Origin of the sequence: Micromonospora sp. NPDC047730 (assembly GCF_043204765.1) — a bacterium.
Lineage (GTDB): Bacteria > Actinomycetota > Actinomycetes > Mycobacteriales > Micromonosporaceae > Micromonospora.
On the sequence record NZ_JBIDCU010000001.1, the window covers coordinates 694854 to 707196 of the forward strand.

10 protein-coding genes are annotated in these 12343 nt (G+C 74.6%); 8 read left to right on the forward strand and 2 right to left on the reverse strand.

The genetic code is table 11. The features are described from left to right. Window positions 1–20: 20 nt before the first annotated feature. The 4 genes from mfd to ACGF5G_RS03390 all read left to right on the forward strand — a co-directional run bounded on the left by mfd (window position 21) and on the right by ACGF5G_RS03390 (window position 7261). On the forward strand, window positions 21–3710 hold the full coding sequence (mfd, locus tag ACGF5G_RS03375) for a transcription-repair coupling factor (protein WP_393258618.1): 3690 nt from the start codon (window positions 21–23) through the stop codon (window positions 3708–3710). Window positions 3711–3769: 59 nt separating this feature from the next. Then, entirely contained in the window at window positions 3770–4540 is a 771-nt protein-coding gene (locus tag ACGF5G_RS03380; RefSeq protein WP_393258621.1) for a hypothetical protein, read from the forward strand. A 2-nt stretch (window positions 4541–4542) separates the two neighbouring features. After that, complete coding sequence (locus tag ACGF5G_RS03385) at window positions 4543–5514, forward strand: nucleoside triphosphate pyrophosphohydrolase (protein ID WP_393258623.1); 972 nt, start codon at window positions 4543–4545, stop codon at window positions 5512–5514. Window positions 5515–5641: 127 nt separating this feature from the next. Continuing rightward, window positions 5642–7261, forward strand: a complete 1620-nt coding sequence (locus tag ACGF5G_RS03390; protein ID WP_393258625.1) for a DUF885 domain-containing protein — start codon at window positions 5642–5644, stop codon at window positions 7259–7261. A gap of 121 nt (window positions 7262–7382) precedes the next feature. On the opposite strand, the gene ACGF5G_RS03395 is transcribed toward ACGF5G_RS03390, so the two are convergent. Together ACGF5G_RS03395 and ACGF5G_RS03400 are read right to left on the reverse strand one after the other, a co-directional pair. Next, on the reverse strand, window positions 7383–8321 hold the full coding sequence (locus ACGF5G_RS03395; protein WP_393258627.1) for an NAD(+) diphosphatase: 939 nt from the start codon (window positions 8319–8321) through the stop codon (window positions 7383–7385). Next, the gene (locus ACGF5G_RS03400) at window positions 8318–9010 is read right to left on the reverse strand and encodes a hypothetical protein (protein WP_393258629.1); all 693 of its coding nucleotides are present in this window, start codon (window positions 9008–9010) and stop codon (window positions 8318–8320) included. Before ACGF5G_RS03400 ends, ACGF5G_RS03395 begins: the two co-directional genes overlap by 4 nt. A 234-nt stretch (window positions 9011–9244) precedes the next feature. On the opposite strand from ACGF5G_RS03400, the gene eno reads away from it, so the two are divergent. Genes eno through ACGF5G_RS03420 form a run of 4 tightly spaced genes read left to right on the forward strand, consistent with a single transcriptional unit; the run spans window position 9245 to window position 12335 of the window. Then, window positions 9245–10528 (forward strand): phosphopyruvate hydratase, encoded by a 1284-nt coding sequence (gene eno / locus ACGF5G_RS03405; RefSeq protein WP_350703373.1) that lies wholly within the window; start codon window positions 9245–9247, stop codon window positions 10526–10528. A 31-nt stretch (window positions 10529–10559) separates the two neighbouring features. Beyond that, window positions 10560–11204, forward strand: a complete 645-nt coding sequence (locus ACGF5G_RS03410) for a septum formation initiator family protein (protein WP_393259208.1) — start codon at window positions 10560–10562, stop codon at window positions 11202–11204. A 34-nt stretch (window positions 11205–11238) separates the two neighbouring features. Then, window positions 11239–11796 (forward strand): DUF501 domain-containing protein, encoded by a 558-nt coding sequence (locus tag ACGF5G_RS03415; RefSeq protein ID WP_393258631.1) that lies wholly within the window; start codon window positions 11239–11241, stop codon window positions 11794–11796. 2 nt (window positions 11797–11798) lie between these two features. Further along, on the forward strand, window positions 11799–12335 hold the full coding sequence (locus tag ACGF5G_RS03420; protein WP_393258633.1) for an amino-acid N-acetyltransferase: 537 nt from the start codon (window positions 11799–11801) through the stop codon (window positions 12333–12335). Window positions 12336–12343 lie beyond the last annotated feature (8 nt).

Here is a 12343-nt window from a genome sequence, read left to right on the forward strand (position 1 = left end):
TCCCACGGGAAGTGATTGACATGCTCACCGGTCTGTTCTCCGCCGCCCTGGCCGACCCCGGGCTGGCCCGGGCACGTGACCTGGCGCGCTCCGGTGCCGCGCAGGTCGACGGCCTCGACATCACCGCGCCGCCCGCGCTGCGCCCGTTCGCGGTCGCCGCGGTCGCGGCGGACCCGGTCGGCGGCGGTGCCCGAGGCGGCGGGGCGGCTGGCGGTGCCCGAGGCGAAGGGTCGGGTGGCGGCGCGGGCCGCCCCGTGCTCGCCGTGACCGCGACCACGCGGGAGGCCGACGACCTGGCCTCGGCGCTGGGCGCCCTGCTCCCGCCCGAGCAGGTGGCGGTCTTCCCGTCCTGGGAGACGCTGCCGCACGAGCGCCTGTCACCCCGATCCGACACGGTCGGCCGGCGGCTGGCCGTGCTGCGCCGGCTCGCGCACCCGGGGGCGGCCGACGCGCACGGCCGCACCGGTCCGCTGCGGGTGGTCGTGGCGCCCGTCCGGTCGCTGCTCCAGCCGCAGCTCAAGGGGCTCGGCGACCTGGAACCCGTGCAGCTCGCCGCCGGCCAGGAGGCCGACCTGGAGGAGGTCGCCCGCCGGCTGACCGACATGGCGTACGCGCGGGTCGACCTGGTCACCAAGCGGGGCGAGTTCGCCGTACGCGGTGGCATCCTCGACATCTTCCCGCCCACCGACGAGCACCCGTCCCGGGTCGAGTTCTGGGGCGACGAGGTGGAGGAGATCCGCACCTTCGCCGTCGCCGACCAGCGGACCATCGAGCAGGTGCCGCAGCTGTGGGCGCCGCCCTGCCGGGAGCTGCTGCTCACGCCGTCGGTGCGGAAGCGGGCCGCCGCTCTCGCCGAGGAGCACCCGGAGCTGGCCGAGATCCTCGACAAGCTGGCCGAGGGCATCCCCGTCGAGGGGATGGAGTCCCTCGCCCCGGCGCTGATCGGCGCCGACTCGATGGAGTTGCTGCTGGACTGCATGCCGGCCGGCACCCACGTGCTGCTGTGCGACCCGGAGCGGATCCGCACCCGGGCGCACGACCTGGTGCGTACCTCCGAGGAGTTCCTCCAGGCGAGCTGGGCGGCGGCCGCCGTCGGCGGGCAGGCCCCGGTCGACCTCGGCGCCGCCGCCTTCCGGACCCTGGCGGACGTCCGCGCCGCCGCCGCGCGGCTGCGCCGGCCCTGGTGGACGCTGTCGCCGTTCGGCCTGGCCGAGGCGGAGGGCGCCCCGGCGCGGGAGCCCTGGGAGGACGAGCCGGGCGAGGTGGACGTCACCCCCGACGACGCGATCGCGGTGACCCTGGCCGCGCAGCCGGCCCCGCTCTACCACGGCGAGACCGCCCGGGTCGTCGACGACCTGAAGCGCTGGGCCGGCGAGGGCTGGTCGATCGCGCTGGTCTTCGAGGGGCACGGCCCCGCCCAGCGGGCGGTCGAGGTGCTCCGCGACGCCGGTCTCGGCGCGCGGCTGACCGAGGAGATCCCGGCCGCCCCCGCCCCCGGCGAGCTGCTGGTCAGCTGCGGCAACCTGGCCAGCGGCTTCGTCGACGAGGCGTCCCGGTTCGTGCTGCTCACCGGCAACGACGTCACCGGCGGGCGGGGCACCTCCACGCGAGACATGCGCAGGATGCCGAGCCGGCGGCGCAACACCATCGACCCGCTGGAGCTGAAGGCCGGCGACCACGTCGTGCACGAGCAGCACGGCATCGGCCGCTACGTCGAGCTGGTGCAGCGCACCGTCAACGGCGCGTCCCGGGAATACCTGGTCATCGAGTACGCCCCGAGCAAGCGCGGCCAGCCCGGCGACCGGCTCTTCGTCCCCACCGACCAGCTCGACCAGCTCTCCCGCTACGTGGGCGGCGAGCAGCCGACCCTGCACAAGATGGGCGGCTCGGACTGGCAGAAGTCCAAGGCCCGGGCCCGCAAGGCGGTCAAGGAGATCGCCGCGCAGCTCATCCAGCTCTACGCCGCCCGGAAGGCGTCCAAGGGGCACAACTTCGGCCCCGACACGCCGTGGCAGCGGGAGCTGGAGGACGCCTTCCCGTGGCAGGAGACGCCGGACCAGCTCGCGGCGATCGAAGAGGTCAAGCGGGACATGGAGCAGACCGTCCCGATGGACCGGCTGATCTGCGGCGACGTCGGCTACGGCAAGACGGAGATCGCCGTCCGGGCGGCGTTCAAGGCGGTGCAGGACGGCAAGCAGGTGGCGGTGCTGGTGCCCACCACCCTGCTCGTGCAGCAGCACTACAACACGTTCGCCGAGCGGATGAGCCAGTTCCCGGTGACGATCAGACAGCTCTCCCGCTTCCAGACGCCCAAGGAGGCCGAGCAGGCCCTGGCGATGGCCGCCGAGGGCACCGCCGACATCGTCATCGGCACCCACCGGCTGCTCCAGGCGGCCACCCGGTTCAAGTCGCTCGGCCTGGTCATCGTTGACGAGGAGCAGCGCTTCGGCGTCGAGCACAAGGAGCACCTGAAGACGATGCGCGCCTCGGTCGACGTGTTGAGCATGTCGGCCACCCCGATCCCGCGCACCCTGGAGATGGCGATCACCGGCATCCGGGAGATGTCCACCATCGCTACCCCGCCCGAGGAGCGGCACCCGGTGCTGACCTTCGTCGGGGCGTACGACGAGCGGCAGGTGGCCGCCTCCATCCACCGCGAGCTGCTCCGCGACGGGCAGGTCTTCTACCTGCACAACCGGGTCGAGTCGATCGAGAAGGCGGCCCGGAAGCTCCGCGAGCTGGTGCCCGAGGCCCGGGTGGCGGTGGCGCACGGCCAGATGGGCGAGGAGGCGCTCGAGAAGGTGATGGTCGGCTTCTGGGAGAAGGAGTTCGACGTCCTGGTCTGCACCACGATCGTGGAGTCCGGCATCGACATCCCCAACGCCAACACCCTGATCGTGGAGCGCGCCGACCTGCTCGGCCTGGCCCAGCTGCACCAGATCCGGGGCCGGGTCGGCCGGGGCCGGGAGCGGGCGTACGCGTACTTCCTCTACCCGCCGGAGAAGCCGCTGACCGAGCACGCCCACGAGCGGCTGGCCACCATCGCCCAGCACACCGAGCTGGGCGCCGGCATGTACGTGGCGATGAAGGACCTGGAGATCCGGGGCGCCGGCAACCTGCTCGGCGGCGAGCAGTCCGGGCACATCGAGGGCGTCGGCTTCGACCTGTACGTGCGGATGGTCGGCGAGGCGGTGCAGGCGTTCAAGGGGGAGCGCCCGGAGGAGGAGACCGAGGTCAAGGTCGACCTGCCGGTCGACGCGCACCTGCCGCACGACTACGTCGGCGTGGAGCGGCTGCGCCTGGAGATGTACCGCAAGCTCGCCGAGGCGCGCGACGAGGAGCGGCTGCGCGAGGTGGTCGCCGAGATGACCGACCGGTACGGCGAGCCGCCCGCCCCGGTGCAGAACCTGGTCGCGGTGGCGCGGTTCCGGCTGCTGGCCCGCCGCTACGGCCTCACCGACGTCTCCATGCAGGGCAAGCACATCCGGTTCGGCCCGTTGCCGCTGCCCGACTCGAAGCAGCTGCGGCTCAAGCGCTACCACCCCGACTCGGTCTACAAGTCGGCGCTCGACCAGGTCAGCGTGCCCCGGCCGAGCACCCGGCGGATCGGCGGCGAGCCGCTGCGCGACCAGGCCCTCCTGGAGTGGTGCGCCCAGCTCCTCTCCGACGTGCTGGGCGAGCCGGCGGCGGTCGGGGTGCCGGCCCGGTGAGCGGGGCGACGGGTGGGCGGCGTCACACGGGCCGCGGGCGGCATGAGAGAGTGGCCGTCATGCGTGCTCGCCGTCTTGTCGCCGTCGCCAGCGTGGCGATCGGCCTCGTCGCCCTCTCCGGTTGCCGTGCCGAGCCCGGTGTCGCCGCCTACGTGGGCGACCAGCGCATCACCGAGGATGCCGTCGCCGGGGTCATGACTGACCTGCGGACGAAGAACCCGACCCCGGGCGGGGAGTCCGCCGCCCCCGACGCCCGGCCCTCGGCGCCCGCGCCGCAGCTGCCCGGGCGCGGCGAGGTCGTCAGTGTGCTGGTGCTGAGCGAGGTCTGCGCACAGGTCTCGGCGGAGAAGAACTACCAGCCCCGGGGGGCGGTGCCGGCGGCGCAGCTCGCCCAGCAGTTCGGCCTGTCGCCCGACACCGACTACGTGCGGCGGGTGGCCGACCTCTACACCTGCCTGTCCGGCGTGCCGACCGGGGCGCCGGCCGCGCCGACCGAGCAGGAGCTGCGGGACGTGGTGGCGGCGGGCCGCGAGGCGGGCGCCATCCCGGCCGACGTGACCGACGAGGCGGCCGCCGGCCAGCTCGACGGCGAGCAGTTCCGCACCGCGCTGGCCACCCGGAAGGCGCTGGCCGAGGCGGTCGCCGCGCACGACGTGACGGTCAACCCCCGCTACCGCCCGCTGGAGTTCCCGGTGCTGAGCTTCGCCGGCAACGCCCCGGCGGTGAGCGTGCCGCTGGGCGAGCCCGGCTCGGACGCGGTCACCGACGTCTCCACCCCGGATCCGCTGCCGCCCGCCGGGGCGGAGGCGGCCGGCCCGGCCGACAGCTGAGCATGCCGGCGCGGATCGTCCTGCTCGTCACCTCGCCCCGGCTGCCGGCCGGGCTGCTGACCGCCGCCGCCTGGGACGTCGTACGCCGGCATCCGGTGCTGGTGGGGGCGGAGAGCGAGCTGACCACGGCGGTCCGCGCGGCGGGCGCCGAGGTGACCGTGGTCGACGGCCCGGCGACGCAGGCGCTGCTGGACGCGGCGGCGGCGCACGGGACCGTGGTGTGGCTGGCCGGCCCGGCCGGCGACGAGTCGCTGGCCCGGGAGCTGGGCCTGCGGCTGGCCCGCGAGCCGGGGCTGGCCGAGCTGGAGCTGATGTACGGCTCGTGGGACCCGCCGGGCGCCCGGCTGCTCGACGCGGTGGCGGTGATGGACCGGCTGGCCTCGCCGGGCGGCGACCCGTGGAAGCGGGCGCAGACCCACCGCAGCCTCGCGGGCTTCCTGCTGGAGGAGTGCTACGAGGCGTACGACGCGATCAGCGCCGAGGACACCGACGCGCTGCGCGAGGAGTTGGGCGACGTGCTGCTCCAGGTGGTGCTGCACGCCCGGCTCGCCGAGGAGCTGCCCGAGGGGCGGCGGTGGACCGTCGACGACGTGGCCGGGGGCCTGGTCGACAAGATGGTCCGGCGCAACCCGCACGTCTTCGCGGAGGGCGAGGCGGGCACGCTGGAGGAGATCGAGGCGAGTTGGGAGCGGATCAAGCGGGCCGAGAAGGCGCGTGACTCGGTGCTGGACGGCATCGCGCTGAGCCAGCCCGCGCTCGCCCTGGCCGCCAAGATCCTCGACCGCGCCGGCCGGGTCGGGCTCGCCGTGCCGCCCCCGCTGGCGGAGTTCCAGGTGGACCCGGAGGCGCGGCTCGGCGCGGGCCTGCTCGCCACGGTGGCAGCGGCCCGCGAGGCCGGCCTGGACGCGGAGGCGGCCCTGCGCCGGGCCGCCCTCGCCTACGCGGACGCGATCCGCGCCGCCGAACGCCCCTGACCCCCCGGGCGCGCCAACCGCCCCGGAATCCCACCCACCAACCCACCATGATCGGCCCGGGGACCGCCGGCCCGGGGACCCGACGCGAGGGGCGAGGGAAGTCGGGGCCGGCCGGTAGGGTCGGTGGGTGGAATCCTTTGTGCCGCTCGCCGAGCGGATCGTCGACGCGTTGCTGGAGAGCCGGCCGGGGCTCGCGACCTCCACCGGGGACCACCGGTACGACGACCGGTTGCCGGATCTCTCCGCGACCGCCGCCGCGGCCGATCAGGCGATGCTGAGGGAGGCCGCCGACGCGCTCTCCGAGCTGGACCCGGACGCGCTGGAGGTCGAGGAGCGGGTCGACCACGCCCTGCTCACCTCGTTCGTGGACCAGGCGCTGTTCGAGTGGGCCGAGATCCGCGCGCACGAGTGGGACCCGCTGGTACACAATCCGGGGCCGCTGCTGCACGCGCTGGCCGCCCGCCCGTACGCCCCGGTCGAGGAGCGGCTGACCAGCCTGGCCGGCCGGCTCGCGGCGGTGCCGGACGCGCTGGCGACCGCCCGCGCCACGCTGCGCGACATGCCGCGCATCCACGCCGAGACGGCGGTCGGGCAGTTCACCGGCACGGCGGCGCTGATCCGCGACGAGGTGCCGGCCCTGCTCGCGCAGGCGCCTGCCCTGCACGACCGGGTCGAGCCGGCCGCCATCGCGGCGATCGCCGCGCTGGAGGAGTTCGTCGCGTGGCTGCGCGTGGGCCTGGCGGCCGACGCCGGCCCCGGGCGTGACCCGCGCCTGGGCCGCCGCCGCTGGGAGGCGCGGCTCTGGCACACCCTCGACACTGAGCTGGGCGCCGCCGAGATCCAGCGCCGGGCCTGGGCCAACCTGGACCGGGTCACCGAGGAGATCCGCGCGGCGGCCGTCGAGCTGGTCGGCGGCCCGGCCGACGACGAGACCGTGCGTCGTGCGCTGGACCTGCTGGCCGCCGAGCACCCCGACGACCACACCATCGTGGCGCTCGCCTCGGTGACCCTGGACGAGGCGACCGACTTCGTCCGCGCCCACGACCTGGTCACGCTGGTCGACGACCCCTGCGTGATCCAGGAGATGCCCGAGTTCGCCCGGGGCGTCGCGGTCGCCTACTGCGACTCGCCGGGCCCGCTGGAGACGGCGGCCGTGCCGACCTTCTACTGCATCGCGCCCACCCCGGCGGACTGGCCCGCGCAGCGGGTCGAGTCGTTCTACCGGGAATACAACGACCACATGATCCGCAACCTGACCGTGCACGAGGCGATGCCGGGGCACTTCCTCCAGCTTGCCCACGCCCGCCGGCACGTCGGCCCCACCCGGGTCCGGGCGCTGACCGAGTCGGGGCCGTTCATCGAGGGCTGGGCGGTCTACGCGGAGGAGCTGATGGTCGGCCTCGGCTTCGGCGGCCTGCCGGTCCGGTTGCAACAGCTCAAGATGCAGCTCCGGATGACCATCAACGCGCTGCTGGACCAGCTCGTGCACTGCGAGGGGCTGCCGGAGGCCGAGGCGATGGCCCTGCTGACCGGGCGGGGCTTCCAGGAGGAGGGCGAGGCGGCCGGCAAGTGGCGGCGCGCCCTGCTCACCTCGACGCAGCTCTCGACGTACTTCGTCGGCTACAGCGAGGTGGCCGAGATCGCCGCGGCCCGCCCGGCCGGCGTGTCGGTGCGCGACTGGCACGACGCGATGCTCGCCCACGACTGCCCGCCCCCGCGCCACCTGCGCACCCTGCTCGGCGTGTAAGGAAGGGCAACTAGTTAACGTTTTCGGTAGAGGAAGGGCCCCCTCCTAACAGCGCACGCGCAGCGCCCCGCGCGGTAGAGCACGCGCAGCGCCCGCGCGGTAGAGCACGCGCAGGGCACGCTCACCGCCGCGCGGCGGTCGCCGTCGCGTCGATCAGCCAGCGCGAGATGGAGTACGCGGGCGGCAGTTCCGCCGGCAGCCGGTCGAGCGGGAACCAGCGTGCCTCGGTCAGCTCCCGCCCGTCCACGACCGGCTCGGCGCCCGGGTCGGCGGCGGTGGCGGTGAAGCCGGTGAGCAGCACGTTCGGGCCGGAGAGCGCCCACGGCTGGCTGCCGAAGTAGGCCAGCCCGGCCAGCGTCAGCCCGACCTCCTCGCCGACCTCGCGGTGGGCGGCCGCCTCCAGCGTCTCGCCGGCCTCGACGAACCCGGCGACCAGCGCCCACAGCGCGGTCGGCCCGTACGCGTGCCGCACCAGCAGCAGCTCGTCGGGGCGGCCGGCCGGCCCGGGGCGGGTGATCGCCACCAGCACGGCGGCGGAGAGCCGCATCGGCACGTACAGGTCGCAGTCGGGGCAGCGCCGGGCCGACTCCCCGGGCACGTCGGCCAGTTCGGCCCGGCAGGCCCCGCACCACCGGTGCGTACGCCGCCAGTCGACCACCGTCAGCGCCCGGCCGGCCAGCGTGGCGAGTGGCTCGGGTACCTCGGCGGCCAGCGACGCCCAGCCGCGCCAGCGGGCCGGCAGCCCCGTCGCCCCGGATAGCTCCTCCTGCCCGGTCGCCTCGGCCGCCCACGCGGGGACGCCGTCCAGCGTGCCCAGCGGCACCCACGCGGTGTCGGCCGGCAGGTCGGCGACCCGCAGGACGGCGCCGTCGGCGGCGGTCAGCAGCTTGCGACCGGCCACCGGCAGGGCCAGGTCGGTCGGCGCGGGCGCGACGGCGCGGTCGGCCCCGGGGACGAACCCGCCCGGTCGTCCGCGACCCGACGCCGCGTGCCCACCAGCCGCACCGGACGGGGTGGCGGCCGTGCCGGCCGGGTTCGGGGCGGCGGCCGGGCCGGTCACGAGGTGGTCGTCCGGCGGTCCACCACGCCGGCGCCGGACGGCAGGGCGAACGCGGTGGCGTCGACCGTCTCGCGGTAGCGGTGCAGGGCCAGCTCGACCGGCTTGCCGTCGACCTGGCCGGTGAAGCTGCCCAGCGCCCCCTCGGTGGTCACGCAGGCGATGAAGTCGCCGCTCGACCGCTCCACGTCGACGCAGGTGGCATGGCGACCGGCGAGGGTGGTGTCGCTCTGCGTGATCACCGCGTCCGGATCGAGCGCGGCGGCGGTCAGCAGCCCCACCACGATCGGCGGCGTGACCAGGCCCTGCTGCTTGGCCTCGGTGAACAGGGCCACCGAGGGCTTCGCGTTGGGTGCGGGCGGGGCCTCCAGGGTGCAGGTCGCCCGGCCGGCGGCGGTCTCGCAGCGGGTGGTCGCCTCCGGGGTGACGGTGAGCTTGCCGCCCGGCCAGGTGTAGGCGGAGCGGGCCGGCTCCTGGGCCTGGACGATGGTGGCGGTCTGCCCGCCGGGAAGTTGGTAGTCGGCCGAGTACGTCAGCTCCAGCGCCCCGTCCAGCCGGGCGGCCACGTCGTTGACCAGGTCGGCCCGCCCGATCGCCCGGCCGGCGTCGTCCAGGGTCTGACAGCCGGTCACCGTGAGCGACGCGATGACCGACACGGCGAGCATGCGGAGGGTGGTCGAGGCGGCGGGCATGGCGAACAGCGTGGCCGATCGGGTCAACCGCGCGCAAACCCGTTGCCGGTTGAGGCCCGAGAATTCGGGAATGTCTGTGTAAAGCGCCGCCGGAGGGCGGGTTCCGGATCCGGTCCCCGTGCGCCCGGACCGCCCGCGTCCGACGGCCGCCCGATACGCTGCGTTCAACACCTGCCTCAGCCGCACCGTCGCGGCCCGAACCGGACCGGAACCACACAAACGAGGAGCGACTCAGTGGCAACCATCGAGGGAATCGTCGCGCGGGAGATTCTGGACTCGCGGGGCAACCCGACCGTCGAGGTCGAGGTCGGGCTCGACGACGGCACGATCGCCCGTGCGGCGGTGCCCTCCGGCGCCTCCACCGGCGCCTTCGAAGCGATCGAGCTGCGCGACGGTGACGCCGACCGCTACCAGGGCAAGGGTGTCGAGAAGGCGGTCTCGAACATCGAGGACAAGATCGTCGACGAGCTCATCGGCTACGAGGCCAGCGAGCAGCGGCTGATCGACCAGAAGATGCTCGACATCGACGGCACCGACAGCAAGTCCGAGCTGGGCGCGAACGCCATCCTCGGCGTCTCCCTGGCCGTGGCCAAGGCGGCGGCCGGCAGCGCGGAGCTGAGCCTCTTCCGCTACCTGGGCGGCCCGAACGCGCACCTGCTGCCGGTGCCGATGATGAACATCCTCAACGGCGGCGCGCACGCGGACTCCAACGTCGACATCCAGGAGTTCATGATCGCGCCGATCGGCGCGCCCAGCTTCCGCGAGGCGCTGCGCTCCGGCGCGGAGGTCTACCACGCGCTGAAGTCGGTGCTGAAGAAGAAGGACCTCTCCACCGGCCTCGGCGACGAGGGCGGCTTCGCGCCGAACCTGCCCACCAACTCCGCCGCGCTGGATCTGATCGCCGAGGCGGTCGAGAAGGCCGGCTACCGGCTCGGCACCGACATCGTCTTCGCGCTCGACGTGGCCGCCACCGAGTTCTTCGACAACGGCACCTACACCTTCGAGGGCGCCGCGAAGACCGCCGAGGAGATGAGCAACTACTACACCAAGCTCATCGGCGACTACCCGATCGTGTCGATCGAGGACCCGCTGTCCGAGGACGACTGGACCGGGTGGCAGACCCTCACCGCCTCCGTCGGCGACCGCATCCAGATCGTGGGCGACGACCTGTTCGTCACCAACCCGCAGCGGATCGCCCGCGGCATCGCCGAGAACGCCGCCAACGCGGTCCTGGTCAAGGTCAACCAGATCGGTTCGCTGACCGAGACCCTGGACGCGGTGGACCTCGCCCACCGGGCCGGCTTCAAGTGCATGATGAGCCACCGCTCCGGCGAGACCGAGGACACCACCATCGCCGACCTGGCGGTGGCCACCGGCTGCGGCCAGATCAAGACTGGTGCCCCGGCCCGCTCGGACCGGGTCGCGAAGTACAACCAGCTCCTGCGGATCGAGGAGGAGCTGGCCGACGCGGCGCGGTACGCCGGGGCGGGCGCGTTCCCGCGCTACCGTTCGGCCTGAGACCGCGAAGCCTCGGGGGAGGGGTGTGACGATGCAGCAGCGCCGCACACCGGGTGGTCAGCGTCCCGCCCGCCGGCCGGGTCACTCCGGCCGGCCGGGCGGGGCCCGGGGCGCCCGGGCCTCGGTCCGCGACGGCGGCGTCCGCGCCGAGCCGCGTGCCACCGCCGGTCGCGCACCGGGGACGGCCCGGGGCGCCGAGGGCGTACGCTCCGCGAACCGGCCCGCCGGGGCCCGTCGTACGGCGGCCGGCGGCACGGTCAAGCGGCTCACCGCACCCCGCTCCCGGGGCCTCACCGGGCGGGCCACCGTGCTGTTCGCGGTGCTGATCGCGCTCGCCCTGGCCTACACCTACCCGGTGCGGGTCTACCTCGACCAGCAGGCCGACATCGAGCGGATGGAGGCCGCCCAGGCGGCCCAGCGCAAGGTGATCGAGGACCTCTCCGCCGAGGCGGCCAAGTGGCAGGACCCGGCGTACATCGAGACGAAGGCCCGGGAGCGGTTCTTCATGGTCCGCCCCGACGAGACGCTGCTGGTCGTGCTCTCCGACCCCGAGGGCGCCGCGCGGGACGCCGCCGGCGGGGCCGCCCAGTCGGCGAAGCCGGCCACGCCCGACCCCTGGTATGACACCCTCTGGTCCAGCGTGCGGGCCGCCAACGGCGACCAGCCCGACAAGTGAGCAGCACCCGAGCACCGAACGAGAGATGGGCACCGTGACAGTCGTACCACCGCAGGAGCCGGCGGCGGACTCCGTACCCCCGCCGAAGCGCGAGCCGGCCACGGAGGCCGACCTGGCCGCGGTGGCCGCGCAGCTCGGCCGCCCGCCCCGGGGCACCCGGGCGGTCGCCCACCGCTGCCCCTGCGGCCTGCCCGACGTGGTGGAGACCACGCCGCGCCTGGCCGACGGCACGCCCTTCCCGACGTTGTTCTACCTGACCTGCCCCCGCGCCACGGCGGCGTGCAGCCGGCTGGAGTCGGCCGGGCTGATGAAGGAGATGGCCGACCGGCTGGCCACCGACCCGGAGCTGGCCGCGCGCTACCGCGCCGCGCACGAGGACTACCTGGCCCGCCGGGAGGCGATCGGCGAGGTCCCGGAGATCGCCGGCATCTCCGCCGGCGGCATGCCCGGCCGGGTGAAGTGCCTGCACGTGCACCTCGGGCACGCGCTGGGTGCCGGGCCGGGGGTCAACCCGTTCGGCGACGAGACGCTGGCGCTGGTGGAGAAGTGGTGGGCCGCCGGCCCCTGCGTGGACGTGCCGGCGGCCGACTGACCATGGCGAACGGGGGCGGGGGCGTGGCGGGGGCCGACGAGATCGTGGTGCGGCGGGCGCGCACCTCCGACGTGCGCGGCATCCGGCGGCTGGTCGACACCTACACCGACGACCGCCGCCTGCTGAGCAAGGCCACCGTGACCCTCTACGAGGACGTGCAGGAGTTCCGGGTCGCGGTCCGGGCGGACGACGGCGCGGTGGTCGGCTGCGGCGCGCTGCACGTGATGTGGGAGGACCTGGCCGAGATCCGGACGGTGGCGGTCGACCCGTCCTGCCGGGGCCGGAAGCTCGGCCACCGGATCGTCGCGGAGCTGATCGACGCCGCCCGCGAGCTGGGCGTGGCCCGGATCTTCGTGCTCACCTTCGAGACCCGGTTCTTCGGGTCGTTCGGGTTCACCGAGATCGACGGCGCGCCGGTGCCGCAGCCCGTCTACGAGCAGTTGCTGCGCTCCTACGACGAGGGTGTCGCCGAGTTCCTGGACCTGGAACGGGTCAAGCCGAACACCCTCGGCAACACCCGGATGCTGCTGCGCCTCTGACCGACCGT

Coding starts and splice junctions, on each gene's coding strand:
- ACGF5G_RS03385 (WP_393258623.1), top strand. CDS start 4,543: ATGCCGGCGCGGATCGTCCTGCTCGTCACCTCGCCCCGGCTGCCGGCC.
- ACGF5G_RS03380 (WP_393258621.1), top strand. CDS start 3,770: ATGCGTGCTCGCCGTCTTGTCGCCGTCGCCAGCGTGGCGATCGGCCTC.
- mfd (WP_393258618.1), top strand. CDS start 21: ATGCTCACCGGTCTGTTCTCCGCCGCCCTGGCCGACCCCGGGCTGGCC.
- ACGF5G_RS03420 (WP_393258633.1), top strand. CDS start 11,799: ATGGCGAACGGGGGCGGGGGCGTGGCGGGGGCCGACGAGATCGTGGTG.
- ACGF5G_RS03410 (WP_393259208.1), top strand. CDS start 10,560: ATGCAGCAGCGCCGCACACCGGGTGGTCAGCGTCCCGCCCGCCGGCCG.
- ACGF5G_RS03400 (WP_393258629.1), bottom strand. CDS start 9,010: ATGCCCGCCGCCTCGACCACCCTCCGCATGCTCGCCGTGTCGGTCATC.